The 23,688-nt window shown below is 56.4% G+C and carries 20 protein-coding genes, 1 tRNA gene, 1 other RNA gene and 4 pseudogenes; 11 read left to right on the top strand and 15 right to left on the bottom strand.

Features of this window, described 5'->3' with window-relative positions; translation table 11 throughout:
• Positions 1 to 122: 122 nt before the first annotated feature.
• From ABOC21_RS15155 to ABOC21_RS15120, 8 genes and pseudogenes are all read right to left on the bottom strand, one after another.
• Positions 123 to 533 carry a RidA family protein gene (locus tag ABOC21_RS15155; protein ID WP_426815138.1) on the bottom strand — a complete coding sequence of 137 codons (411 nt, stop codon included), beginning with the start codon at positions 531 to 533 and terminating at the stop codon, positions 123 to 125.
• Positions 534 to 560: 27 nt separating this feature from the next.
• A pseudogene (locus tag ABOC21_RS15150) lies at positions 561 to 1,302 on the bottom strand (amino acid ABC transporter ATP-binding protein).
• Positions 1,302 to 1,955 carry an amino acid ABC transporter permease gene (locus tag ABOC21_RS15145; RefSeq protein WP_426815503.1) on the bottom strand — a complete coding sequence of 218 codons (654 nt, stop codon included), beginning with the start codon at positions 1,953 to 1,955 and terminating at the stop codon, positions 1,302 to 1,304. Before ABOC21_RS15145 ends, ABOC21_RS15150 begins: the two are co-directional and overlap by 1 nt.
• A 9-nt stretch (positions 1,956 to 1,964) precedes the next feature.
• The gene (locus ABOC21_RS15140; RefSeq protein WP_375215139.1) at positions 1,965 to 2,624 is read right to left on the bottom strand and encodes an amino acid ABC transporter permease; all 660 of its coding nucleotides are present in this window, start codon (positions 2,622 to 2,624) and stop codon (positions 1,965 to 1,967) included.
• Entirely contained in the window at positions 2,614 to 3,984 is a 1,371-nt protein-coding gene (locus tag ABOC21_RS15135; RefSeq protein WP_426815137.1) for an MmgE/PrpD family protein, read from the bottom strand. Before ABOC21_RS15135 ends, ABOC21_RS15140 begins: the two co-directional genes overlap by 11 nt.
• Before the next feature lie 50 nt (positions 3,985 to 4,034).
• Positions 4,035 to 4,823 carry a transporter substrate-binding domain-containing protein gene (locus ABOC21_RS15130; RefSeq protein WP_426815136.1) on the bottom strand — a complete coding sequence of 263 codons (789 nt, stop codon included), beginning with the start codon at positions 4,821 to 4,823 and terminating at the stop codon, positions 4,035 to 4,037.
• Between the two features lie 42 nt (positions 4,824 to 4,865).
• Positions 4,866 to 5,852: an agmatinase gene (locus ABOC21_RS15125; protein WP_426815135.1), complete on the bottom strand. Its 987-nt coding sequence runs from the start codon at positions 5,850 to 5,852 to the stop codon at positions 4,866 to 4,868.
• Positions 5,853 to 5,878: 26 nt separating this feature from the next.
• Positions 5,879 to 6,751 carry a MurR/RpiR family transcriptional regulator gene (locus ABOC21_RS15120; RefSeq protein ID WP_426815134.1) on the bottom strand — a complete coding sequence of 291 codons (873 nt, stop codon included), beginning with the start codon at positions 6,749 to 6,751 and terminating at the stop codon, positions 5,879 to 5,881.
• A gap of 475 nt (positions 6,752 to 7,226) precedes the next feature.
• Between ABOC21_RS15120 and ABOC21_RS15115 the strand changes: the two are divergent.
• Positions 7,227 to 7,364: pseudogene (locus ABOC21_RS15115) on the top strand (integrase); the annotation flags it as partial.
• A pseudogene (locus tag ABOC21_RS15110) lies at positions 7,361 to 7,555 on the top strand (transposase); the annotation flags it as partial. The pseudogenes ABOC21_RS15115 and ABOC21_RS15110, both read left to right, overlap by 4 nt.
• 110 nt (positions 7,556 to 7,665) lie before the next feature.
• Here the strand turns inward: ABOC21_RS15110 and ABOC21_RS15105 are convergent.
• The gene (locus tag ABOC21_RS15105; RefSeq protein WP_426815133.1) at positions 7,666 to 8,505 is read right to left on the bottom strand and encodes an oxidoreductase; all 840 of its coding nucleotides are present in this window, start codon (positions 8,503 to 8,505) and stop codon (positions 7,666 to 7,668) included.
• Between the two features lie 396 nt (positions 8,506 to 8,901).
• On the opposite strand from ABOC21_RS15105, the gene ABOC21_RS15100 reads away from it, so the two are divergent.
• Positions 8,902 to 9,855, top strand: coding sequence for a LysR family transcriptional regulator (locus ABOC21_RS15100; RefSeq protein WP_426815132.1), 954 nt, complete (start codon positions 8,902 to 8,904; stop codon positions 9,853 to 9,855).
• A gap of 618 nt (positions 9,856 to 10,473) precedes the next feature.
• On the opposite strand, the gene ABOC21_RS15095 is transcribed toward ABOC21_RS15100, so the two are convergent.
• A non-coding RNA gene (locus tag ABOC21_RS15095) (RtT sRNA) lies at positions 10,474 to 10,610 on the bottom strand.
• Between the two features lie 46 nt (positions 10,611 to 10,656).
• Positions 10,657 to 10,744: transfer RNA gene (locus ABOC21_RS15090), tRNA-Ser, on the bottom strand.
• A 268-nt stretch (positions 10,745 to 11,012) separates the two neighbouring features.
• Here ABOC21_RS15090 and ghrA point away from each other — a divergent pair.
• The 5 genes and pseudogenes from ghrA (at position 11,013) to ymdB (ending at position 14,864) form a co-directional block, all read left to right on the top strand.
• Positions 11,013 to 11,952: pseudogene (gene ghrA, locus ABOC21_RS15085) on the top strand (glyoxylate/hydroxypyruvate reductase GhrA).
• 86 nt (positions 11,953 to 12,038) lie between these two features.
• Positions 12,039 to 12,776, top strand: coding sequence for a phosphatase (locus tag ABOC21_RS15080; protein WP_426815131.1), 738 nt, complete (start codon positions 12,039 to 12,041; stop codon positions 12,774 to 12,776).
• A gap of 22 nt (positions 12,777 to 12,798) precedes the next feature.
• Entirely contained in the window at positions 12,799 to 13,353 is a 555-nt protein-coding gene (locus tag ABOC21_RS15075) for a TorD/DmsD family molecular chaperone (protein WP_426815130.1), read from the top strand.
• Positions 13,354 to 13,455: 102 nt separating this feature from the next.
• Entirely contained in the window at positions 13,456 to 13,947 is a 492-nt protein-coding gene (locus tag ABOC21_RS15070) for a DUF1097 domain-containing protein (RefSeq protein WP_426815129.1), read from the top strand.
• Positions 13,948 to 14,339: 392 nt separating this feature from the next.
• Positions 14,340 to 14,864 carry an O-acetyl-ADP-ribose deacetylase gene (gene ymdB, locus ABOC21_RS15065; RefSeq protein WP_426815128.1) on the top strand — a complete coding sequence of 175 codons (525 nt, stop codon included), beginning with the start codon at positions 14,340 to 14,342 and terminating at the stop codon, positions 14,862 to 14,864.
• Positions 14,865 to 14,951: 87 nt separating this feature from the next.
• Here ymdB and mdoC read toward each other — a convergent pair whose 3' ends face one another.
• Complete coding sequence (gene mdoC, locus ABOC21_RS15060) at positions 14,952 to 16,115, bottom strand: glucans biosynthesis protein MdoC (protein ID WP_426815127.1); 1,164 nt, start codon at positions 16,113 to 16,115, stop codon at positions 14,952 to 14,954.
• A 252-nt stretch (positions 16,116 to 16,367) separates the two neighbouring features.
• On the opposite strand from mdoC, the gene mdoG reads away from it, so the two are divergent.
• The 3 genes from mdoG (at position 16,368) to ABOC21_RS15045 (ending at position 20,736) form a co-directional block, all read left to right on the top strand.
• Positions 16,368 to 17,921, top strand: a complete 1,554-nt coding sequence (gene mdoG / locus ABOC21_RS15055) for a glucans biosynthesis protein MdoG (protein WP_426815126.1) — start codon at positions 16,368 to 16,370, stop codon at positions 17,919 to 17,921.
• On the top strand, positions 17,914 to 20,442 hold the full coding sequence (gene mdoH / locus ABOC21_RS15050; RefSeq protein ID WP_426815125.1) for a glucans biosynthesis glucosyltransferase MdoH: 2,529 nt from the start codon (positions 17,914 to 17,916) through the stop codon (positions 20,440 to 20,442). Before mdoG ends, mdoH begins: the two co-directional genes overlap by 8 nt.
• 66 nt (positions 20,443 to 20,508) lie before the next feature.
• Positions 20,509 to 20,736 carry a YceK/YidQ family lipoprotein gene (locus tag ABOC21_RS15045; protein WP_426815124.1) on the top strand — a complete coding sequence of 76 codons (228 nt, stop codon included), beginning with the start codon at positions 20,509 to 20,511 and terminating at the stop codon, positions 20,734 to 20,736.
• Here the strand turns inward: ABOC21_RS15045 and ABOC21_RS15040 are convergent, their stop codons facing one another.
• The 3 genes from ABOC21_RS15040 to ABOC21_RS15030 form a co-directional block, all read right to left on the bottom strand.
• Complete coding sequence (locus ABOC21_RS15040; protein WP_426815123.1) at positions 20,737 to 21,123, bottom strand: MysB family protein; 387 nt, start codon at positions 21,121 to 21,123, stop codon at positions 20,737 to 20,739. It lies immediately after the preceding gene.
• A gap of 91 nt (positions 21,124 to 21,214) precedes the next feature.
• Entirely contained in the window at positions 21,215 to 22,465 is a 1,251-nt protein-coding gene (gene mdtG, locus ABOC21_RS15035) for a multidrug efflux MFS transporter MdtG (RefSeq protein WP_426815122.1), read from the bottom strand.
• 138 nt (positions 22,466 to 22,603) lie between these two features.
• Positions 22,604 to 23,527 carry a Kdo(2)-lipid IV(A) acyltransferase gene (locus tag ABOC21_RS15030; RefSeq protein ID WP_426815121.1) on the bottom strand — a complete coding sequence of 308 codons (924 nt, stop codon included), beginning with the start codon at positions 23,525 to 23,527 and terminating at the stop codon, positions 22,604 to 22,606.
• Between the last annotated feature and the right edge of the window lie 161 nt (positions 23,528 to 23,688).

The following is a 23,688-nucleotide window of genomic DNA, read 5'->3' as shown; positions in this document are numbered from 1 at the left end:
ACCAGGCGGCCAAATTTACTGTTCCACAAATATAAGAGAGAGGCGGGAAATCCTGTTGTTCGTTTATCCCGCTCTCTTAATTCACACGTTCGCTCCTGCGTGGGCGTATCGCTGACGTTTTATCAACCCGCCTTCACAGCAATCACGTCGATCTCAACTTGCCATTCCGGACGCGCCAGATGTGAAATCATCAGTCCGGTAGAGACCGGGAACACGCCTTTCAGCCAGCGGCCCATGATGTTGTACACCGTTTCGCGGTGGCGAACGTCGGTCAGATAAACGGTGATTTTGCAGATCTCTTGCAGGTTGCTGCCGCTCTCTTCCAGCAGCATGTTGATGTTGTACATCGCCTGCTCGGTTTGCGCCGCAATATCGCCAATGCCCACTGATTCACGGGTGTCTAAGTTTTGCCCAATTTGCCCGCGTAGAAAGACCATATTCCCGGCGACCACGGCCTGACACAGGTCGTTATCGAGATTTTGCTCCGGATAGGTCTCTTTGGTGTTAAACGGACGAATACGCGTATGTATCATTTTTTACTCCAGATGGATAAGCGGCCCTCAGGCCAGGAATTGACGAAGTTCTGCCGTTTGCGGCTGAGTAAACAGTGCGTCCGGGGTGCCCACTTCGTGGACGCGTCCTTGATGCATAAACACTACCCGGTCGCTGACTTTGCGCGCGAAGTTCATTTCGTGCGTGACCATGATGATGGTCATGCCGTCCTGCGCCAGCGACTCAATCACCTGCAGCACTTCGCCGACCAGTTCCGGATCCAGCGCGGAGGTTATTTCATCGCACAGCAAGATTTCCGGATTCATCGCCAGCGAGCGGGCAATCGCGACGCGCTGCTGCTGACCGCCGGAGAGGCTATCCGGCCAGGCATCAAATTTATCGGCCAGGCCGACGCGTTCCAGTAACCGTCTGGCCGTGCGCTCGGCTTCACCCCTGGCCATCTTTTTCACCAGCGTCGGGGCCAGCATTACGTTCTTACCCACGGTAAGATGAGGAAAAAGATTAAAGCTCTGAAAAATCATGCCGACGTTCTGCCGCAGTTCGCGCAGAGCGGCGCCGTTGTCCTGCTGCACCGGCTGCCCGTCCACCAGCAGCCTCTCCCGCCTGATAGGCATCCAGGCCATTAATGCAGCGTAATAAGGTGCTTTTCCCCGAGCCGCTTTTGCCGATAATGCACACCACTTCCTGACGCTTGATCTGCAAATCAATGCCTTTCAGCACCTCGTTTTCACCAAAACGCTTACGCAGCGCGCGTATATCCACCAGGGAAAAATCGGCCTTCTGGGTCATCAGTTGGTTCTCCGTGACAAACGTTGTTCAAGATGCCGGCTCCATATGGAGAGCGGAAAGCACAGAAAGAAGTAAAACAGGGCCACGCTGCCGTAAATCAGGAAGGGGGAAAACGTGGCGTTCGAGATGACCTGCCCGGCGCGCGTCAGTTCGACAAAACCAATCACCGACGCCAGCGCCGTGTTTTTAATGGCCTGCACCAAAAAGCCGACGGTAGGGGCGATGGCCACACGCAGGGCCTGGGGCAGAATGATGTAGCGCAACTGCTCGCGAAAGTTGAGCGCCAGGCTTTGCGCCGCCTCCCACTGCTGGCGCGGAATGGCTTCCACGCTGCCGCGCCAGATTTCGCTTAAATAGGCGCTGGCGTATAGCGTCAGGCAGAAACTGGCGGTAAATAACGGTGAAGTATTAATACCGGCGATCGCCAGGCCGAAATAGACCAGAAAGAGTTGCAGCAGCAGCGGCGTTCCCTGAAAAAGCTGCACATAGCCGCGGACGAAATAGCCGGCGATACGTGAACCAGAGAGGCGCAGTACCAGCAGTAACCCACCGACGACGCCCCCGCCAATAAATGCGATAGCGGACAATCCAACCGTCCAGCGCAGCGCCAGCAGCAGGTTGCGATAGATATCCCATAAGGAAAAGTCGCTCATCATGGTTCCTCAAGGTCGACGGTAAATAAAGCGCGGGCCTATCCAGTTCAGGATTTGGCGCACGGCGATGGCTAATACCAGATAGGCTGCGGCGGCGATAATGTAGGCTTCGAAATTACGGAAGGTGCGGCTGGCAATCAGGTTGGCGCTGAACGACAGCTCCTCGGTTGAGATCTGGCTGCATACCGCCGAACCCAGCATGATGATAATGACCTGACTGACCAACGCGGGCCAGACTCTGCCAAGAGCCGGAGGCAGCACCACGCGGGTAAAAATGTGCCAGCGGTTCAACGCAAGGCTCTGCGCCGCTTCGATTTGGCTGCGCGGCGTGTTCTCAATACCGGCGCGGGCGATCTCACTGGCGTACGCGCCAAGGTTGAGGATCAGCGACAGCACGCTGGCCGTCAGCGCCGACATCTGTACGCCTACCGCCGGCAGGCCGAAAAAGATAAAAAACAGCTGGATGATATAGGGCGTATTGCGAACCAGCTCGACATAGCTGGCAATGAGCCACCGCAGCGGGCGTGGGCCGTTGGCGCGGCCCCAGCCGCAGGCAATCCCCAGGGCAATGCCCAGCAACGTGGCTACCAGCGTCATCATGAGAGTGATAGCGATGCCGTTAAGCAACATCGGCCACTGGCTCAATACCGGCGAAAAATCAAAGCTCATGGTCTGGTTTCTCCAGTAGTTGTGACAGCCGCGCCACGGAGGGCAGGGCGATAACCTGGCGCAGCTGGGCCAGAAGGTGACGACTCGTGGCTGCGGGTAGAGCACGCCGGGCGCATGACAGGAATTTGTCATCCAGCGCTTCATCGCTCAAAGGATGGGCGGCATTGCCCAGCGCGCGATCGACACGACAGCTGAGCTGCCGCCCCGATCTCAGATTCAGGGTGACGCAGGCGCCTTCCGGGGCGGTTTGCAAACTCTGCGGGTGTTGCCACTGCGGGCTGCTTGCGATCGTGACTTTCGCCATCAGCGCATGGAGCTCCGCCGGTTCCAGCGACGCCTGCGTCAACTGATTCAGGGTTAACTCGCCATAAAATAGCGTGGCGGCGATGGCATAGGGCAGGCTGAATTGCGCCTGTTGCGGAGTCAGCGGATCGGCGTAAATCAGGTTGGCGAGCACGATCTGCGGCACATCGCAGCGGATCTGCTCTATTTCATCCACCGCAAGCGTATGCCGTTGTACCAGGGCGACAACCGCATCGACGGCCGCGTGAGCAGACAGGCATACCGGGATGCGTTTAACGTCCAGCCCCGGCTGCAGCAAGCGCCAGCCGGGAGCGGTTAACCGCTTCGGCTGCCATTGGGCATCGTTCATCAAGGCCGGCAATCCGTAATGATGCTCCAGCGTATTGAGCGGACCAGTGATTCCCGCTTGCGCCATCAGCGCCGCCTGAACGCCTCGCTCGGCGGCCAGTCCGGCCATCACGGCTTTTGCATCGCTGCCAAAGGCGCTTTTACTACCGCCGGCGGCGGCGAGAGCTAACGCAATGGCGTGCGCAACCTGAGGCGTATCCAGGCGTAGCAGGTGGGCGGCGGCAACGGCGGCGCCCACCACGCCCAGAACCCCGGTTGTCCACCATCCGCGTTGATACAGCTGCTGGCCCAGCGCTTCGCCGAGCCGGTATTGGCATTCGCTGCCCGAGACAATGGCCGTCAGCAGACTGGCGCCGTCGCGGTCATACTGCTGAGCAACTGCCAGTGCGGCCGGGATGATGACCGCGGAGCCATGGACGAATCCGGCGTAGCAGTTATCATCGAAATCCAGCGCGTGCGCGGCGCAGCCGTTAATCCGCGCGGCGTCCAGCGGGTTGACGCGCAGCGCGCCGCCCAATGTGCTGGCCTTACCTTCGCTCATTAGCGTCCGTTTCAGACGCTGCACTATCGGCATTGTGCTGCCAGCCAGCGCCACGCCCAGCGTGTCGATCAGCGCGCGACAGGCGATCCGCCGTACGTCACCTGGGATCGATGACAGCGTCATGGCCGTTGCCTGGCGGGCCAAAATATGGGTTGCGTAATGGTTCATGCTATTCCTCGCCAGAGAAAAGACTCCCCGTCCACAGGGAGCCGCTATGCTCAGGATTCAGGCAGATCGCCCGCTGGCGCGCCCAGCCACTTCTGCGAGATCCGATTGATAGTGCCGTCGGCTTTCGCGGCGCGCAGAATTTCATTCACTTTGGCAACCAGCGCAGGGTTACCTTTCGGCAGGCCGACGTAGCACGGGGCGTTAGCCAAAATCACTTTTAACTGGATATCCAGGTCGGGGTTTTTCTGCTTCAGCGCGCCGGCGACGGTGGTACCGATTGCCACTAATTGCGTTTGGCCGGACAGGAACGAAGCGATAGTGCTGTTGTTATCTTCGAAGCGTTTGACGTTAGCCTTCGGTGCCAGGGTCGTTAACTCTTCATCCTGCATCGAGCCGCGGGTTACCGAGACCGTTTTGCCCGCCAGTTCGTCGGCGTTGCTGGCTTTCACCCCAGCCTTGCCAAATACCGCATCAAAGAAAGGCGCATAGGCGATGCTGTAGTCGATCACTTTGGCGCGCTCCGCGGTTTTGCCCAGGGAGGAGATAGTCATATCCGCTTTGCCGCTTTGCAGATAGGGGACGCGATTTGGGCCGGTGACCGGCACCAGCTGCAGCTTCACGCCCAGTTTGTCGGCGATCAGCCTGGCGGTGTCGATATCAATGCCCTGCGGCTGCATATCGCTCCCCACAAAGCCATAGGGGGCGTAATCCTGCGGGACCGCAATACGCACCACTTTTTGTTGCATAATGGTATCCAGCAAATCGGCGGCGCTGGCGGAGAGGCTGGAGAAAGCGCAAGCGAGCCCCAGCATTGCTGCAAATGCAAACTGTCTTTTCATCTCATTATTTCCCGTTCAGGTTATTGTTACGTAAATATGCGGTCATGAGGCGGATTGACTATTTTTATTGAAATAACCCGCGCGCACCGCGGTGCCAATTAAATTGACAAAGAACCGGCAGGCGGTAATGGCGGTAATTTGGTTAAGATCTTTCTTCGGCGTGATTTCAACCAGATCCATGCCCACGACTTTGCCTTTGGCCACCAGACCGTGAATTAATTTACGCATTTGGTGGTAGGTTACTCCGCCTAATGCCGGGCCGTTGACCGCGGGCATAATCGTTGGGTCAATACCATCGGCATCACAGGTAATATAATAATGACCGCCATCAGGAATACGTGCTAACAGGCTGTCGATACCTTCATCATGCAGCTGATGGGCCGGGATCAATTTCGCACCATATTCCAGCGCAGCGTCCACCTCTTCCTGGCGGGCCGAACCGTTGGCGCGCAGGCCAATTTGCCAGATTTCGCCGATATGTTTCATTTCCGAGGCCCGGCGGATGGGGCTGGAGTAACCATCGGTCACGCCGTTGACATCCTGACGCCAGTCCAGATGAGCATCGACATGAATCAGGGTGATGGTTTCATTCAGCTCATCCAACGCGCGCAGCACCGGAATCGGAATACCATGGTCGCCGCCAATCACCAGCGGCATGCCGCCCAGCTGCAGAATTTTACGTACCACCGCTTCGGCCGCTTCATAATGTTGGCCCAGGGCACGCGCATCGCCTGCGATATCGCCGCAATCGATCATGCGAATATCCTGATTATCCATCAGCGGGCCGCCAATATCGAAATCGTAACGCTCAATGCTGCGCACCGCGCGATCGGTTGCCTGACGCACTGCCGTTGGTCCATTGGTTTGATCGTTGGTGACTTCATCAATGGAATAAGGCGAGCCATAAGGAATCCCTAATACGGCGATATCTACGCGATCCAACGTATTTAAATCATTGACTACTTCGGAATAAAGCAGGCTCTTATGACCATGTTTCGGTGCGGTGGTCATTTCGGGTTTATATATCATGTTATCCTCTGGTCTGTTGTGAATAACTAATTAAGACTCCACCACTCTCCGGTGGCCCATAATTGCTCTTCGGTTCTTTTTACTGCTGAGTGAATATCGACCCGGGCGTTGGCGGCAAATAATGCCACCAGTAATTCACTGACTAATAAGGCTGGCGTAATGGTGTCGAAAAACGACGCCGTTTTCTTTTGTACCAATATTGATTCCGCCGCCAGTCTTGCGACAGGGGAGCTGGCATTATCGGTAATGGCGACAACGCGGATTTTCCGTTGCGCTAAGTAGCGGGCCAGCGTGACGGCCCGCCGGGAATAGGGGGCCAGACTGACCACCAGCAGCACATCTTTGGCATTAATCTCCCCCATCAGCGTCATCATGCCGCTTTCGCCTGCGCCATCAATCAGGCGCACATTGTTGGCGAACCAGGCGCTGACGTGTTGAAAATGGAAGGCGACAGGAAACGATGAGCGAAGCCCCAGACAGTAAATGGTCCGCGCGTCTGCCAGCAGCCTGCTGGCTCGGATCATCGCCTCAAGATTCTCCTGACGACACAGGGTTTCAATATGGGCCTGCGTGGTGGCGGCCAGATCGCGCAGCAAAGAGTCTTCTCCCTGCTTATTCATCGCAACCAGCCCCGGCACCCGTGATTCATAGATGCTGCTCTTGGCGCGTACGGTGGCGATAAACACTTCGCGCAGCGCATCGTAGCCGCCGAGCCCGAGGCGTTTTGCCAGGCGGGTCATCGTGGAAGGCGGAACGCCGGCAAGACGCGACTGCTCGCGCATTGACATCACCGCCACTTCCTGGGCGTGGTCTAACACAAAGCTGGCAGCCAGCCGTTCCTGACGGGGAAGCTGTTCGTACATCGCTTTTAGTCTGGAAATAACTTCAGCCTGTTCCATATGTGATTCCCTTTCGGTTTGACTCAATCACAATTGCAACGGCTGTGCCAAAGATGATTATCGTTGATTGGAATGAATCAAAATTAAACCCGCTGTAGGGCCCACTTACGGTACAGGGGGGAACGCTGATTCCAGGAATGATTAGTCTGATTCAAAACGGCGTGAAAAAAGTGGCGGGCGTTATTTTTCCAGGCCGTTAGCGGCCTGAGGCTGTGCGTTTTTTGCGCGCCAGCATAGAGCATCGACTGCATGCTGCCAGGGCAAAGGGGCGTTCATGGAGCAAACTGCTGGCGATGCCAGTCTGTCGAACCTCGGTCGGGGCTTCTCATCCCCCCGGTGGGGTGCAATATGCGAAAAGAGGCTCGTACGCAAGTACGAACTCTTCTTTAAATATGGCGGTGAGGGGACCGCAATGTACGGATACCATGTACTTTAATTGTATCATCTGTAATCGGCCAGCCGGATGAAATAGTGAATTCGTGCTGTCAGGCAGTGGGGGTGGGCTCACGGGCATTGTGTTGCGAATCCTGTCGATGTCGTTGAGCATTTGCTACCGGTACAGGCAAGCTTTCACGTACGTACGGAACATCAGCCTGCAATACCCTGGAGGAAGGAAAAACAGCGCTTCGCCTGTGCAGTAAATTCCCCCATCAGAGAATGAAAAAGCTTTTGGGAAATCATTTCTGAGCGTGAGGTTACTGCGTGAATACCGTAGGTATAAACGAAGGGATGATCAGAAAGTACGTGAAGTATCAGGAAAAAAATGAGGTTGAAGAGAGCCAGCTTTCACCAGAAGAGGCGTGAAGGGAAGGCTCTCTGAGTCTGGACAGAGCACGCCCCTCTGGGGCGAAATCAATGCCACCTTCTATGCAGGTTTTTTTACGTGAGTCTGTTTTTAACAGAGTCGCTGAGTATTATTCCCCAGCCGGGAAATCAGTACTCATTGTGACATCAGCCCAGTTAATCATTTCTGCCAGACGGCCGCTGAGGTGGTTACCGATTTGCTTATAGCCCATCGTCCCCAGTAACAGACGGCGCGGTGGGTTATCGTGATTACTCAGGTTAACCAGTACAATACCTGCGCGAACCGGATCACCGGTCTGTTTACCGTTACGTTGCGCCAGTGCTTCACGCATCGCGCCAGCGGTGGATTGATAGTCATCAATTCGGGTTTCAGCACGTAACATCGAACGACCAGCCCAGTCGGTACGGAATGGACCAGGCTCGATGGAGGTGACTTTAATACCCAGTTCTTTAACTTCTTGCGCCAGAGATTCCGTCAACGCCTCGACGGCGTGTTTGCTGGCGTTATAAATCCCCAGTCCCGGGAAGGCCATCAGGCCTCCAGTAGAGGAAATATTAAAAATATGACCTTTGCGACGTGCGCGCATGCCGGGTAATACGGCCTGAGTAACAGCCAGCAGACCGAAGAAGTTAACATCGAACTGGTGGCGAGCCTGAGTCAGGCTGGTTTCTTCAACCGCACCTTCGATTCCGTAGCCGGCATTATTAACCAGGACGTCAATGGGTCCCACTTCACGTTCGATTCGGGCCACTGTTGTTTTGATTGCTTCATCATCAGTGACGTCGAGCAGCATGCCGTAAGAACGGCCAGGGGCAAGATCGGCAAATGCCTGACGTTGCTCTTCGGTACGCAATGTACCCACCACACGATTGCCCGCATCTAATGCAGCTTTTGCAAAAGCCTGGCCAAGCCCGCTGCTCACTCCGGTGATAAACCATACTTTGCTCATTTCTATTTCCTTTAAATTTAATGGGTTTTTATACCCGGTATTATTCAAGCTGCAAGCTTACTAACTTCCTTCGTTCATTCCGGTAATTCTGTAAGCGACCGGGAATGATGAGCCAGAGACTGACTCTGCGGAGTAACAGTAAGTACTGTCCAAACCGGTTGTCACGTCGTTGGCGTCTGCTTGCAACCAGAACTATTTGCGGTTTACAGAGAAATAGCGACTTAAGTCACTGTCATGAAAGACTAAATCGGCAGCGTTACTTTGAAATTTCATCAATATCGCCATATTACAAACCAGACACTCATGGATGCCTTCATTTGTTGGAAGAAGTATGCCACTATCTTTTTATTGAGATAAGCGCAGTTTTTTCCATGGAGTACTGAAGAGAATTCATTAATGAGTCAGATTAATTATCATGAATTAGGCGTGTTTCTGATGATTGCCCGGCATAAAAGCTTACGCCGTGCTGCTGATGAGCTTGGCTGTACTCCTTCTGCGCTCAGTCATTCTTTGCGCGTCATTGAAGAGCGCCTGAAATTGCGCTTGTTCAATCGTACAACTCGTAGTGTGGCACTGACTGAAGCCGGAGAGCGGCTATTCTCGCGAATAGCCCCTGCATTTCGTGATGTCGACGATGCGTTGGATGACCTGAACGTTTTCCGGGATACACCCTCCGGGTTGCTGCGAATTAATGCGGCACACTCTTCTTCAAAGATGGTGTTATTGCCGATTGTTACACGTTTTCTGTCTGCTTATCCGGGCGTCAGCGTTGAAATTGTTGTATCAAACGCACTGATTGATATGGTTACTGCTGGGTTTGATGCTGGTGTCCGGCTTGGTGAGTCTCTGGCCCAGGATATGATCGCTGTTCCACTCACCCCAGCTATGCGTACGGCCTATGTCGCTTCCCCGGATTTCTTCAGGCGCTATCCAATCCCCACGATGCCGGAACAATTGCGTGAACTTCCCTGTATACGATTACGTTTTGAAAGCGGTCGTTTCTATCATTGGGAATTTGAGTCGAAGGGGGTTAAAAAATCTATTGATGTGCCAGGACGATTAATTGTCAGTGAACAGGGGCTGGCTATTCCTGCAGCGCTAGATGGGGCGGGTATTGCATTTACTTTTGAACCGCAGGTTACTGAACTAATAGCGGAAGGGAAACTTGTCCGCATTTTAGACGACTGGTGTCCAACGTATCCTGGATATTTTCTTTATTATTCGGGGCGTCGGCAACTACCTTCCACGCTCAGAGCCTTTATTGATTTTATAAGGTCTGAACTGGAGCGTCAGACGAAAAAAACTGATATCCAGGATGGTTCGGATGAATGTCCTGTCGTTCCTGTTTGAGCATGCGGTAGGGCATAGTCACCTCCAGGGGCCGGTTCTGTCTCCCTGACTTCTTCACTATCCGAAGTCTCCGGAAAGACGAGGATCTCTGATTTCGCACCGCGCTGCCACGGGTAGCCCGCTCGCAGGCTCGCGGTCTGTCCAGCTGGCGATGCCAGTCTGTCGAACCCCGGTCGGGGCTTCTCATCCCCCCCCGGCTGGGTGCAATATGAGAAAAAAAACCGTATTTGCGTACGAGTCTCTTTCTTAAAGATGGCGGTGAGGGGGGGATTGACTCGCTTCGCTCGCCCTGAAGGGCAGCCCACTCGCAGGCTCGCGGTCTGTCCAGCTCGGCGATGCCAGCTGTCGAACCCCGGTCGGGGCTTCTCATCCCCCCTGGTGGGGTGCAATATGCGAAAAAAAGCCCGTACTTGCGTACGAGCTCTTTCTTAAATATGGCGGTGAGGGGGGGATTGACTCGCTTCGCTCGCCCTACGGGCAGCCCGCTCGCGTGCTCGCGGTCTGTCCAGGCCTGGCTTTGCCAGTTGTCGAACCCCGGTCGGGGTTTCTCATCCCCCCTGGTGGGGTGCAATATGCGAAAAAAAGCCCGTACTTGCGTACGAGTCTCTTTCTTAAATATGGCGGTGAGGGAGGGATTGACTCGCTTCGCTCGCCCTACGGGCAGCCCGCTCGCGTGCTCGCGGTCTGTCCAGCTCGGCGATGCCAGCTGTCGAACCCCGGTCGAGGCTTCTCATCCCTCCCGGCGGGTGCAATATGCGAAAAAAAAGCCCGTACTTGCGTACGAGCTCTCTTCTTCAAATATGGCGGTGAGGGAGGGATTCGAACCCTCGATACGTTGCCGTATACACACTTTCCAGGCGTGCTCCTTCAGCCACTCGGACACCTCACCATATTGTCATTCCCGTTGCTGCCGGGAACGGGCGCTAATTTAGGGAAATACCTATCTCTCGTCAATCAACTTTTTAAAAAAAACGCGCGTTTAGCCAAACTTCGCGCAACTTGCTGGCGAAGTGCGCGACAATCGTTTTTTTTGTCGCCACTCCCTTTTTACCCGCCGGCCAGCCGAAATTTGCTATGCTGGCAAACCAATAGAAAACAACAAGTAAAATACGGCGCTAACGCAAACCTGCTTAAGACATTCGCTATCAGGAGTCATAATGGAGATTATCTTTTACCACCCGACGTTTGATATCCCATACTGGATTACCGAGCTGGAAAAACAGCTGCCCGGCTCTCGTGTACGCGAGTGGCGGCCAGGCGACGATCGGCCCGCCGACTATGCGCTGGTCTGGCACCCGCCGGTGGAAATGCTCCAGGGACGGGACCTAAAAGCCGTCTTTGCTCTCGGCGCAGGGGTGGACTCGATCCTCAGCAAACTGCGCGAACATCCGCAGATGCTGCCGCTATCGATTCCGCTGTTCCGCCTCGAAGATACCGGCATGGGGCTGCAGATGCAGGAGTATGCGGTCAGCCAGGTGCTGCACTGGTTCCGCCGGTTTGACGATTATCAGGCGCTGAAACAGCAGGCGCGCTGGCAGCCGCTGGATGAATACCGGCGCGAAGATTTCACCATCGGCATCATGGGCGCCGGCGTGCTCGGCGCGAAGGTTGCGCAAGGTCTGCAGGGATGGGGCTTCCCGTTGCGCAGACTGGAGCCGCAGCCGTAAGGCGTGGCCGCAGGTGCAAAGCTTTGCCGGGGCTGAGGAACTGAATGAGTTCCTGCGCGAAACGCGGGTGCTGATCAACCTGCTGCCCAACACGGCGGAAACCGTCGGCATTATCAATCAGCAGCTACTGGCGCAGCTTCCGGATGGCAGCTATGTTCTCAACCTGGCGCGCGGCGTTCACGTCGTTGAAGACGATCTGCTGGCGGCGCTGGAAAGCGGTAAACTTAAAGGCGCCATGCTGGATGTCTTCAGCCGCGAGCCGCTCCCGGCCGCAAGCCCGCTGTGGGCGCATCCGCGAGTGGCAATGACGCCGCATATCGCCGCGGTGACGCGGCCTCAGGAAGCGATTACCTATATAGCCGCGACGATTAGCCAGCTGGAGCGAGGGGAAACGGTCACCGGGCAGGTCGATCGCCAGCGCGGTTATTAAAAGAGAACCCCCGCTGCGGCGGGGTTTTTACTAATCATGCGTCCGGATTCCTGCTATTCTTGCCACAAACAGAGAAGGAGATTGTGATGTATCCTGTTGACCTGCACATGCATACCGTCGCCAGTACCCACGCCTACAGCACCCTGCACGATTATATTGCCGAAGCGAAGCGCAAGGGGATCAAACTCTTCGCGATCACCGACCACGGCCCGGATATGGCCGACGCGCCGCACTACTGGCACTTCGTGAATATGCGCATCTGGCCGCGGCTGGTGGACGGCGTTGGCATTCTGCGCGGTATCGAAGCCAACATTAAAAATATTCACGGTGAAATTGACTGCACTGGCCCGATGCTCACCTCCCTGGACCTGTTCATCGCCGGCTTCCACGAACCGGTCTTTCCACCGCAGGACAAAGCAACCCATACCGAGGCGATGATCGCCGCGATGGCGAGCGATGCGGTGCACATTATTAGCCACCCGGGCAACCCTAAGTTCCCGGTTGATATCCCGGCAATCGCCGAGGCGGCGGCAAAATACCAGGTGGCGCTGGAGATCAACAACTCCTCATTTATCTCTTCACGCGTCGGCAGCGAGGATAACTGTCGGGCGATTGCCGCCGCGGTGCGCGATGCCGGAGGCTGGGTAGCCCTCGGCTCTGATTCGCATACCGCCTTTACGCTTGGCGAATTCAGAGAGTGTCGTAAGATCCTTGATGAGGTGAATTTCCCCGAGGAGAGGATCCTTAACGTTTCTCCGCGTCGGCTGCTGAACTTCCTTGAATCTCGCGGAATGCCGGCGATTGCTGAGTTTGCCGATCTTTAATTTGTATAACTGGAATAAATGAATGAACGAGTTTTCAATCCTCTGCCGCGTGCTGGGCTCCCTCTACTATCGTCAGCCTCAGGACCCGCTGCTGGTGCCGCTGTTTACCCTTATTCGTGAAGGCAAGCTGGCGGCAAGCTGGCCGCTGGAGCAGGATGAGCTGCTGGAGCGCCTGCAAAAGAGCTGCGATGTGCAGCCGCTGGCCGCCGATTACAACGCGCTGTTCGTCGGTGAAGAGTGCGGCGTCCCGCCGTACCGCAGCGCATGGGTTGAGGGAGCAACGGAGGCCGAAGTTCGCGGTTTTCTGAGCGAACACGGGATCCCAACCGGAGAGGGGCGGGCCGATCATATTGGTTCCCTGCTGCTGGCGGCTTCGTGGCTGGAGGATCATGCGGCGGAAGACAAAAGCGAAACGCTGGAAACGCTGTTTGCCGACTATATTCTGCCGTGGTGCGGGATCTTCCTCGGCAAGGTCGAAGCCCATGCGGTGACGCCTTTCTGGCGGACAATGGCGCCGCTGACGCGCGAGGCGCTCTCCGCCATGTGGGATGAGCTGCAGGAAGAGAACGAAGAGTAAATGTGATTTAAATCACATTATTAATGCAACAAAAAGAACGTGATTTAAGATAGTGTGCTCATGATCGCATTTGAACGCGGCGTATCTGCTATGATACGCGCCATGAACATACTTCTCGCAATTGCAATAACGACGGGCATTCTCTCCGGTATCTGGGGATGGGTTGCGGTCGCATTTGGCCTGCTGAGCTGGGCTGGCTTTCTCGGCTGCACGGCCTATTTTGCCTGCCCGCAGGGCGGCCTGAAAGGGCTGCTGATCGCTGGCTGTACGGTGATGAGCGGCGTGCTGTGGGCGCAGGCGATAGTCTACGGCAGCGCGCTGGCGCCGCATCTGGAAATTCTCGGCTACGTGATAACCGGCATCGTGGCGTTTTTGATGTGCGTTCAGGCGCGTCAGGCGCTGCTCTCCTTCGTGCCTGGCACCTTTATCGGCGCCTGCGCGACCTTTGCCGGCGGCGGCAACTGGCGGCTAATCGTTCCTTCTCTGGCGCTGGGGCTGGTTTTTGGCTATGCGATGAAAAACAGCGGCCTCTGGCTGGCGGCGCGCGCGGAAAAGAGTAAATCGTTGGCCCACGAAGCGCCCGACGAAGCCTAAGCGGCGCTATCCCGCATGCCAGACAGGACCTTCGGTCCTGTTTTGTTTTCCTGTAAATCATCTTTTTCCTGCTTCCGCTGCGATCCTTCTCTCCACGACGGGGTAATACGCCGAACTTAATTCACTAACCTCGGTTATCCGCGGGACCGTCATATTGTTACGACCAGTGAGAGGCGAAAAGTTAACCGATTTTCGCCCGGCGGGCCGGAAAAGGGGGCCTGGATGATGAAAATCGCGGGTCAGTGCAATTAAAGTATATTAATCCGCAACATACCCTTGCTATTCTGGCAATCGAATATCGGCCATGGCCGGGCCTCCGGCTTTCGTCCCCGGGGCCGTCATGCGATATTACCGCTAAGCTTTATATAAGACGTTTGCCGACAGGAGGCGAAATGGCTGTTAAACCTGAGGTTATTCTCGGAGACATCACGACGCTGGCAGTCGATGTTATCGTCAACGCTGCGAACCCTTCGCTGCTCGGCGGCGGTGGGGTTGATGGCGCTATTCATCAGGCCGCCGGGCCGGAGCTGCTGGCGGCGTGCAAAATAGTGCGGCAGCAGCAGGGCGAGTGCGCTCCCGGTCATGCGGTGATCACCACCGCCGGCCGGCTCCCGGCCAGCGCGGTTATCCACGCCGTTGGGCCGATCTGGCACGGAGGCGATCGGCAGGAGGCTGAACTGCTGGCCGATGCCTATAAAAACAGCCTGCAGCTGGCGGCGGCGAATAGCTACCGCTCTATTGCCTTCCCGGCAATCAGCACCGGCGTGTACGGCTACCCTAAAGAGGCCGCGGCGGAGATCGCCGTGCGGACGGTGAACGCCTTTCTCACGCGCTACAATCCGCTGGAGCGCGTCTGCTTTGTCTGTTTTGATGCCGAAACGGCTGAGATTTATAACCGCCTGCTTCAGGAGCCATAGGCGCTGCGCGACGCCGATGGTCTGTCCGCGCGCAAATAATCTTCGCCGATCCGCCGGGGCTGCGCGTCTGGCGCCGCCTCGGTCAAGCTATCCGTTGGCCGAAACCTGCGGTTTTGCCGTTTTAGTCTCGAATTTGCCCGAAAAGAGGAAGCGCAGCAGCGGGATCCGCAGATGAATTTCGTAGAGGATCAGCGCAATTCCCACCACAAAGATCAGCCCGGCAATAAATCCTAAGGCGTTCGATTTGATGGCCGGGGCAATCCACGCCCCGTACAGCAGGGTGAGCGGATGGTGCACCAGATAAATAAACAGCGATGCGTTGACAAAATAGGTCACCCGCGCCGACTGGAAGTTCAGCAGGCGGTGCCCAAGGGAAAACACCACGTTAACCATCCACAGGCCGAGCACCATGGTAATGACGTACTCGGTTTCAAACATCCACGCGTCTCCGGAGCCGTACTGCTGGTTCAGGCGGTAGGCGATAAAGCCCAGAAGCGCCCCGACGAAGCACCACGGAGAGGGCCGGGTAAACAGCGCCTTTAGGCGCGGATTGATGAAGGTCTGCGCGCCGAGAATGAAGAAGGGCAGGTAGAACAGCGTCTGCATGACGATAAAATTAAACAGACCGTTGCTGAGGATCGGCGGGTAGAGAATAAACAGCGTGCGGCGGATCAGCGCGTAGAGCACGCCGAGCGCGAGAAAAATCATCGATAGCTGAGACAATGTGACGGTGTCACCAAAGGTCTGACCGCTTCCCGCGCGGCGTCCGGTGAGCCATTTGAACAGCACCACGCCGAGGGTTGTCAGCACCACCAGCACCAGTAAAAACCACAGATGCGAGATCAGCTCCCAGACGAGGGTGTTGAATTTGTCATATCCCGAGAGCGCGTGCCAGCTATCGGCTTTACCGTTGACGTACTGCAGCATAATAAACTGCGGCAGGGTTAGCAGCGGAATGGCGGTTAACAAGGGGATGCCCACGCGCTCGACCCGCACTTTCCACCATTTTTTAAGCGGGTAGCGGAGAAAAAGCATGTAGGAGAAATAGCCGGAAATGACGAAGAAGACCTGCATGCGGAAAGCATGAATAAAATCGTTGAACAGCGTCAGCCACCACGACGGTTCGGCGCTATTAACATGCCAGCTGTGGCTGGAATAGATAAGCGATATGTGAAAAGGTATCCCCAGCAACATTAACCACGCGCGGATGCTATCGAAGAAATATTCACGTTCTACTGGCGCATTATTCATACAGTTTCACTACATTCTCAGACAATTCGTCTTACCACTCAAGGTGATAACGTTTAAATTCCCGGCAACCCTACAGCAACTCTGGATATCTGTCTCCAGGATAAGCACGCAAAATGCAAAAGTGACAGAGAACTGCCCATTACCTGTACTGCCAGGCTGAACAATGCAGGGATTATGTTGTCGGATTGCCTGAATTGCCATTAAAATAGATCGGATCGATTTAAGCACACAAAGGGGGAAGTGCTTACTTATATGAAACATAAACCACAGATGATGAAAATGCGCTGGTTAAGCGCAGCCGTAATGTTGTCCCTGTGTACTTCATCTGCATGGGCGTTTAGCATTGATGACGTTGCAAAAGAGGCAAAATCGTTAGCCGGGAAGGGCTATGAAGCGCCGAAGAGCAACCTGCCCTCCGCTTTCCGCGACATGAAATACGCGGACTACCAGCAAATCCAGTTTAATCACGATAAAGCATACTGGAATAACCAGAAGACCCCGTTCAAACTTGAATTTTATCACCAGGGCATGTACTTCGACACGCCGGTCACCATCAATGAAGTGACTGCAAGCAGCGTGCACAAGATCAAATATAGTCCGGACTACTTCAATTTTGGCAGCGTCCAGCATGACAAAGACACGGTAAAAGACCTTGGCTTTGCCGGGTTTAAAGTGCTGTACCCGATCAACAGCAAAGATAAGAATGACGAAATTGTCAGCATGCTCGGAGCCAGCTACTTCCGCGTACTGGGCCAGGGCCAGGTTTACGGGCTCTCCGCCCGCGGCCTTGCTATCGATACCGCGCTGCCTTCAGGCGAAGAGTTCCCGCGTTTTCGCGAATTCTGGATCGAACGTCCAAAAGCGACCGACAAGCGCCTGACCATTTATGCTCTGCTCGATTCCCCGCGTGCAACCGGAGCATACCGTTTTGTCATTATGCCGGGTCGCGATACCGTGGTTGACGTGCAGTCGAAGGTGTACCTGCGCGACAAGGTCGGCAAGCTAGGCGTTGCGCCGCTGACCAGCATGTTCCTGTTCGGGCCAAATCAGCCCTCTCCGGCGACAAACTACCGTCCGGCGCTGCACGACTCTAACGGCCTCTCTATTCTCGCCGGCAACGGGGAGTGGATCTGGCGTCCGTTGAACAATCCGAAGCATCTGGCGGTCAGCAGCTACGCGATGGAAAATCCGCAAGGGTTTGGCCTGCTGCAGCGCGGGCGTCAGTTCTCCCGCTTTGAAGACCTTGACGACCGCTACGATCTGCGTCCGAGCGCCTGGATCACGCCGAAAGGCGACTGGGGTAAAGGTAAAATCGAACTGGTTGAAATCCCCACCAACGATGAGACTAACGATAACATCGTAGCCTACTGGACGCCGGATCAGCTGCCGGATGCGGGTAAAGAGATGAACTTTAAATACTCTATTACCTTCAGCCGCGACGAAGACAAGCTCCACGCCCCGGATAACGCCTACGTTATGCAAACCCGCCGTTCCACCGGCGACGTGAAGCAGTCAAACCTGATTCGCCAGCCGGATGGCACCATCGCCTTCATCGTTGATTTCACCGGCGCTGAAATGAAAAAAATGCCGTCAGATACGCCGGTCACGGCGCAGGCGAGCATTGGCGATAACGCGGAGATCGTCGAGAACGCGGTGCGTTATAACCCGATCACCAAGGGCTGGCGTATGATTCTGCGCGTGAAGGTGAAAGATCCGAAGAAAACCACGGAAATGCGCGCTGCGCTGGTCAATGCCGACCAGACGCTGAGCGAAACCTGGAGCTATCAGCTGCCTGCTAATGAATAACATAACCAAGTACATTGACGCCTTACCGCTGCCGGGGACGGAGAAGTCTGCGCTTCCTGATACCAGCCTGAAGGCGGTACATGAAGCGCTGGACGCCGATCGTCACGATTTTTCCCGCGAAGACGATTCCCCTCTCGGGTCGGTGAAATCGCGGCTGGAGCATAGCTGGCCAGACTCGCTGGCGGGCGACCAGCTTACCAAAGATGACGAAGGCCGCACCCAGCTGCACGCCATGCCGAAGGCGAAACGTTCCTCTATGTTCCCGGATCCGTGGCGGACCAACCCGGTCGGCCGCTTCTGGGATCGGCTGCGTGGACGTGACGTCACCCCGCGCTATCTTTCTCGCCTGACCAAAGAAGAGCAGGAAAACGAACAGAAATGGCGTACCGCCGGTACCATTCGTCGCTACATTCTGCTGCTGCTGACGCTGGCGCAGACGGTCGTCGCGACCTGGTACATGAAAACCATTCTGCCGTATCAGGGCTGGGCGTTAATTAACCCGGCCGACATGGTAGGGCAGAACCTGTGGGTTTCATTTATGCAACTGCTGCCGTATATGCTGCAAACCGGCATTCTGATCCTCTTTGCGGTCCTCTTCTGCTGGGTATCCGCAGGATTCTGGACGGCGCTGATGGGCTTTCTCCAGCTGCTGATGGGGCGCGATAAGTACAGTATTTCCGCCTCCACCGTCGGCGATGAGCCGTTGAATCCGGAGCATCGGACGGCGCTGATCATGCCTATCTGCAACGAAGACGTCGATCGCGTTTTCGCCGGTCTGCGCGCCACCTGGGAATCGGTGAAGGCGACGGGCCAGCAGCAGCATTTCGACGTATATATCCTGAGCGACAGCTACAATCCGGATATCTGCGTAGCGGAGCAAAAGGCGTGGATGGAGCTGATTGCGGAAGTGCAGGGCGAAGGGCAGATTTTCTATCGCCGCCGCCGTCGTCGCGTGAAGCGTAAAAGCGGCAACATCGACGACTTCTGCCGCCGCTGGGGCAGCCAGTATAGCTACATGGTGGTGCTGGACGCCGACTCGGTGATGACCGGTGAATGTCTGACCGGCCTGGTGCGCCTGATGGAAGCGAACCCGAACGCCGGGATCATCCAGTCCTCGCCGCGCGCCTCCGGAATGGACACCCTCTACGCCCGCTGCCAGCAGTTCGCGACCCGCGTATACGGCCCGCTGTTTACCGCCGGCCTGCACTTCTGGCAGCTTGGCGAGTCGCACTACTGGGGCCATAACGCAATTATCCGCGTTAAACCGTTCATTGAGCACTGCGCGCTGGCGCCGCTGCCGGGCGAAGGCTCCTTCGCCGGATCGATTCTGTCGCACGACTTCGTCGAAGCCGCGCTGATGCGTCGCGCCGGCTGGGGCGTATGGATTGCCTATGACCTGCCGGGCTCCTATGAGGAGCTGCCGCCGAACCTGCTGGATGAGCTGAAGCGTGACCGGCGCTGGTGCCACGGTAACCTGATGAACTTCCGCCTGTTCCTGGTTAAAGGCATGCATCCGGTACACCGGGCGGTGTTCCTGACCGGCGTCATGTCCTACCTCTCCGCGCCGCTGTGGTTTATGTTCCTCGCCCTGTCGACCGCTCTGCAGGTAGTGCACGCTCTCACCGAGCCGCAGTACTTCCTGCAGCCGCGCCAGCTGTTCCCGGTCTGGCCGCAGTGGCGTCCGGAGCTGGCGATCGCCCTGTTTGCCTCAACGATGGTGCTGCTGTTCCTGCCGAAGCTGCTGAGCATCATTTTGGTGTGGTGCAAAGGGTCGAAGGAGTACGGCGGGTTTATCCGCGTGACGCTCTCGCTGCTGCTGGAGGTGCTGTTCTCCGTGCTGCTGGCTCCGGTACGCATGCTGTTCCACACCGTGTTCGTGGTCAGCGCGTTCCTCGGCTGGGAAGTGGTCTGGAACTCGCCGCAGCGTGATGACGATTCCACCCCTTGGGGCGAAGCGTTTATGCGCCACGGCTCCCAGCTGCTGCTGGGCCTGGTTTGGGCCGTCGGCATGGCGTGGCTGGATCTGCGCTTCCTGTTCTGGCTGGCGCCGATCGTCTTCTCGCTGATTCTGTCGCCGTTCGTGTCGGTGATTTCCAGCCGGGCGACCGTTGGTCTGCGTACCAAACGCTGGAAGCTGTTCCTGATCCCGGAAGAGTATTCCCCGCCGCAGGTGCTGAAGGATACCGACGCTTACCTGACCCTGAACCGTCAGCGTTCGCTGGACGATGGTTTTATGCACGCCGTGTTTAACCCATCGTTTAACGCGCTGGCAACGGCAATGGCTACCGCTCGTCACCGCCGCGGGCCGATCCTCGAGATCGCCCGTGAGCGTCACGTTGAGCAGGCGCTGAATGAGACGCCGGACAAGCTTAACCGCGACCGCCGTCTGGTGCTGTTAAGCGATCCGGTGACGATGTCGCGCCTGCACTATCGGGTATGGGCCGCGCCGGAGAAATACTCTTCGTGGGTGGACGCCTATGGCCAGCTAACGCTGAATCCGCTGGCGCTAAAAACGAAGTAAGCCGCGCGTTAAGAAAAATACCGGCAATTTTGCCGGTATTTTTTTCTCCAGGAGTTGAGGTTACAGATGAGAATTTTGCTGGTCATCGTCATGAGCGTGCTACTCAGCGGCTGCGGCAGTATTATTAGCCGCACGGTGCCGGGGCAGGGGCATGGCAATCAGTATTACCCCGGCGTCCAGTGGGACGTTCGCGATTCATCGTGGCGCTATATCACCATCCTCGACCTGCCATTTTCGCTGGTGTTCGATACGCTGCTGCTGCCGCTTGATGCGAGCCATGGACCCTACAATTAGCTAGCGCTCGTCCCACTCATCGGCCGCCGTCTGACCCTCTTCCGTATCCAGAGAGGGTTCAAGCTGAAACTCGCCTTCGTCCCATTCATGGAGCGTATTCTCCTCCAGCCACTCCTGGCGAAGCTCTATCTCATCGTAGTCGCCGTCAAAAACGCTCTGCGCCGCTTCGCCGCTGAGTATCGGCAGGCACTCTCCTTCTCCTTCATCATCGGCAAAGAACTCGGCCTGCCAGGCGATATCGCCATCCTGCAAAACGTACTTCTGGATATTTAGCTGTTCGATGTTGGCGCTCTCTTCGTCGCTATCCGGATTATTGGCCAGGTACTCTTCGCGGGCCGCATCGATAGCTTCTTCGAGCGTGGCATAGAAAACGGAATCCTTTGGCATGGCTAACCCCCTAAGAAGAATGAGAAATGGACTCGATTCAATCTATAGAAGGCGGCGGGCGATGCGTCAAGGGGAAGGGCGCCTTGCCGACTTAATTTACCGAACGATCGCCGGAGCCCCGGCCGTCAGAGGGTTCGCTGCTTCGCGGCTGGCGTAAGGTGATAGTCGAGTAGATGGCGTTAAACAGCACCACGCAGGCGGTGACCAAAAAGACCGCCCGGAAGCCATAGTTGGCGGAGACGGAGGCGCCGATGAGCGGGCCGGTGACGTTGCCAATGTCGCGAAACGACTGGTTATAGCTGAAGATGCGGCCGGCGATCTGGCTGGTGGAGTTGTACACCAGCAGCGTTTGCACGGCCGGCAGCAGTGCACCGTCGGCAGCGCCGAGCAGAAAACGCAGGACGCCCAGCTGCAGCGGGGTCTGGACGAACGACATCGGGATGAGCAGCAGGACGGAGAGGATCAGCGCCACGATGAGGATTTTTTCCGGCCCGATGCGATCGCCCAGTCTGCCGAGACGCGGGGCGCTGATCAGGGCGGCAACCCCGGGAACGGAGGCGATCATCCCGCTGATAAAGGCAATATTGCTGATATCCCCGCTCAGATCCCGGACGTACAGCGTCAGGATCGGCGCAATCGACCCGGTAGCGACCTGGATAATCAGGGTGGTGACGAACAGGCTGAGCACCAGTTTTGGGCTTTTTAGCGAGGAGAACACCTCTCTGGCGCTGAGCATCTCTTTTTTCGCCACCGGCACAAACTGTTCGCGAATAAAGAACAGCGTCAGGAGGAAGCAGGTAAACAGGACGCCGGCGGTGAGAAAGAAGACCGGGCGCAGGCCCCACAGATCGGCGAGAAAACCGCCGGCCAGCGGGCCAAGCAGGGCGCCGCTGACCGCCCCGGTGGAGAGCGTTCCCAGCGCCCAGCCGCTTTTCTGGCGCGGGATTTGGGTGGCGATAAGGGCGTTGGCGTTCGGTACAAACCCGCCTAATAATCCCAGCAGCGCGCGCAGCAGCAGAAATTGCCAGATATTTTGCGCCAGCCCCATCAGCACCATGACGATAGCCATGCCGAGTGCGGAACGAAGCAGCATGATTTTACGGCCTTTGCGGTCGGCAAGTCCGCCCCAGAACGGCGAGGCAACGGCAGAGAAAAGAAAGGTGATGCTGAAGACCAGCCCCGACCACATATTAAGGGCGGCATGGCCGGTGACGCCGAGCTGTTCAACGTAAAGCGGAAGGAACGGCATTACCAGGCTGAACGCCGCGCCGGTTAAAAAACAGCCGAACCAGGCGACGGTAAGATTGCGTTTCCAGTTAACAGGTTGATCGGCAGACGACATAGGATCCTACTGGCCTGCGCCGCAGGTCAAAAGTTGAAAATATGAGCCTGCTAATTATGCGCCTGAGAAATGGTTGTCGCAATGGGAGAGCGCGTTTAATGCTAAGGTCGTGGCCCCCGATACGGGGGCTTTGGGCGCCTATTCGTAGCGCGATGGGACGCCGGGCGGGCGCGACTTGAAGCGGCGATGCATCCACATATATTGCTCCGGCGCCATCAGGATGCACTTCTCGACGATGTGGTTCATCCATACGGCGGTCGTTTGCGGGTCATCCAGCGGCGGATCGCACTCCGGCGGCAGAATAATCAGCTCGTAGCCTTTGCCATTGGGCTTACGGCGCGGCACGAAGGGAACGACGCAGGCCTTTGACATTTTTGCCAGCATCCAGGTACCGGAGGTGGTGGCGGCCTGGTCGACGGCGAAAAACGGCACAAAGACGCTGGAGGCCGGGCCGTAGTCGTGATCCGGCGCGTACCAGATAACATCGCCTTTTTTCAGCGCCCGCACCATGCCTTTCAGATCCTTACGGTCGATCATATCCTTGTTGGAGCGCAGTCGTCCCCACGTCTGCAGCCAGTCGATGACCGGATTATCGTTCGGACGATAGACGCCAATCCCCGGCTCATTCATCCCGAACATGCGGGCGCCCATCTCGAGAGTGAGAAAGTGGATACCGATCAGCAGAATGCCGCGCTTTTGCGCCTGCACGGCCCGGATATGTTCGACGCCAATAGAATCCGTCCAGCGCGCAATGCGCCGCGTAGGCCAAAACCAGGCCATGCCGGTTTCCATCAGGCCCATGCCAACGGATTCAAAGTTTTGTCTGATTAGCTGATGGCGCTCCTGCTCGCTCTTCTCGGGAAAGCAGAGCTCCAGGTTGCGGTAGGCAATTTTCGCCCGCCGGGTCATCAGGCGCATCGCAAGGCGGCCCAGCGCGGTGCCCAGACGATAAATCAGCGGATAGGGAAGTTGGACAACTAACCACAGCAGGCCGATTCCTGGCCAAAGTAGCCAATAGCGTGGGTGTAGTAACGCCATGGTAAATTTAGGTAAATGGGTCATCTCATACCTGTTCAATTAAGCAACGCGTTCTATTATCGCATTTTTTTATGGTTCAGCCAAAACGAGCGGCCCGGTTGGCATTTATTGTTAAATCATAGCTAAGGTTGCTATAAAAAATGTAGCGCGAAATGTAGGGATGTAAATTAATGCCGTTTACTATA

Source organism: Klebsiella sp. WOUb02, from assembly GCF_050058015.1.
GTDB lineage: Bacteria > Pseudomonadota > Gammaproteobacteria > Enterobacterales > Enterobacteriaceae > Klebsiella.
The sequence above is the reverse complement of the archived record's forward strand: the minus strand, read 5'-3'. Positions and strand labels throughout refer to the sequence as shown.

Bases quoted from the DNA above. Each gene is read 5' to 3' on its own strand.
- ABOC21_RS15155 (WP_426815138.1), bottom strand. From the start codon at position 533: ATGATACATACGCGTATTCGTCCGTTTAACACCAAAGAGACCTATCCG.
- ABOC21_RS15145 (WP_426815503.1), bottom strand. From the start codon at position 1,955: ATGAGCGACTTTTCCTTATGGGATATCTATCGCAACCTGCTGCTGGCG.
- ABOC21_RS15140 (WP_375215139.1), bottom strand. From the start codon at position 2,624: ATGAGCTTTGATTTTTCGCCGGTATTGAGCCAGTGGCCGATGTTGCTT.
- ABOC21_RS15135 (WP_426815137.1), bottom strand. From the start codon at position 3,984: ATGAACCATTACGCAACCCATATTTTGGCCCGCCAGGCAACGGCCATG.
- ABOC21_RS15130 (WP_426815136.1), bottom strand. From the start codon at position 4,823: ATGAAAAGACAGTTTGCATTTGCAGCAATGCTGGGGCTCGCTTGCGCT.
- ABOC21_RS15125 (WP_426815135.1), bottom strand. From the start codon at position 5,852: ATGATATATAAACCCGAAATGACCACCGCACCGAAACATGGTCATAAG.
- ABOC21_RS15120 (WP_426815134.1), bottom strand. From the start codon at position 6,751: ATGGAACAGGCTGAAGTTATTTCCAGACTAAAAGCGATGTACGAACAG.
- ABOC21_RS15105 (WP_426815133.1), bottom strand. From the start codon at position 8,505: ATGAGCAAAGTATGGTTTATCACCGGAGTGAGCAGCGGGCTTGGCCAG.
- ABOC21_RS15100 (WP_426815132.1), top strand. From the start codon at position 8,902: ATGAGTCAGATTAATTATCATGAATTAGGCGTGTTTCTGATGATTGCC.
- ABOC21_RS15080 (WP_426815131.1), top strand. From the start codon at position 12,039: ATGTATCCTGTTGACCTGCACATGCATACCGTCGCCAGTACCCACGCC.
- ABOC21_RS15075 (WP_426815130.1), top strand. From the start codon at position 12,799: ATGAACGAGTTTTCAATCCTCTGCCGCGTGCTGGGCTCCCTCTACTAT.
- ABOC21_RS15070 (WP_426815129.1), top strand. From the start codon at position 13,456: ATGAACATACTTCTCGCAATTGCAATAACGACGGGCATTCTCTCCGGT.
- ymdB (WP_426815128.1), top strand. From the start codon at position 14,340: ATGGCTGTTAAACCTGAGGTTATTCTCGGAGACATCACGACGCTGGCA.
- mdoC (WP_426815127.1), bottom strand. From the start codon at position 16,115: ATGAATAATGCGCCAGTAGAACGTGAATATTTCTTCGATAGCATCCGC.
- mdoG (WP_426815126.1), top strand. From the start codon at position 16,368: ATGAAACATAAACCACAGATGATGAAAATGCGCTGGTTAAGCGCAGCC.
- mdoH (WP_426815125.1), top strand. From the start codon at position 17,914: ATGAATAACATAACCAAGTACATTGACGCCTTACCGCTGCCGGGGACG.
- ABOC21_RS15045 (WP_426815124.1), top strand. From the start codon at position 20,509: ATGAGAATTTTGCTGGTCATCGTCATGAGCGTGCTACTCAGCGGCTGC.
- ABOC21_RS15040 (WP_426815123.1), bottom strand. From the start codon at position 21,123: ATGCCAAAGGATTCCGTTTTCTATGCCACGCTCGAAGAAGCTATCGAT.
- mdtG (WP_426815122.1), bottom strand. From the start codon at position 22,465: ATGTCGTCTGCCGATCAACCTGTTAACTGGAAACGCAATCTTACCGTC.
- ABOC21_RS15030 (WP_426815121.1), bottom strand. From the start codon at position 23,527: ATGACCCATTTACCTAAATTTACCATGGCGTTACTACACCCACGCTAT.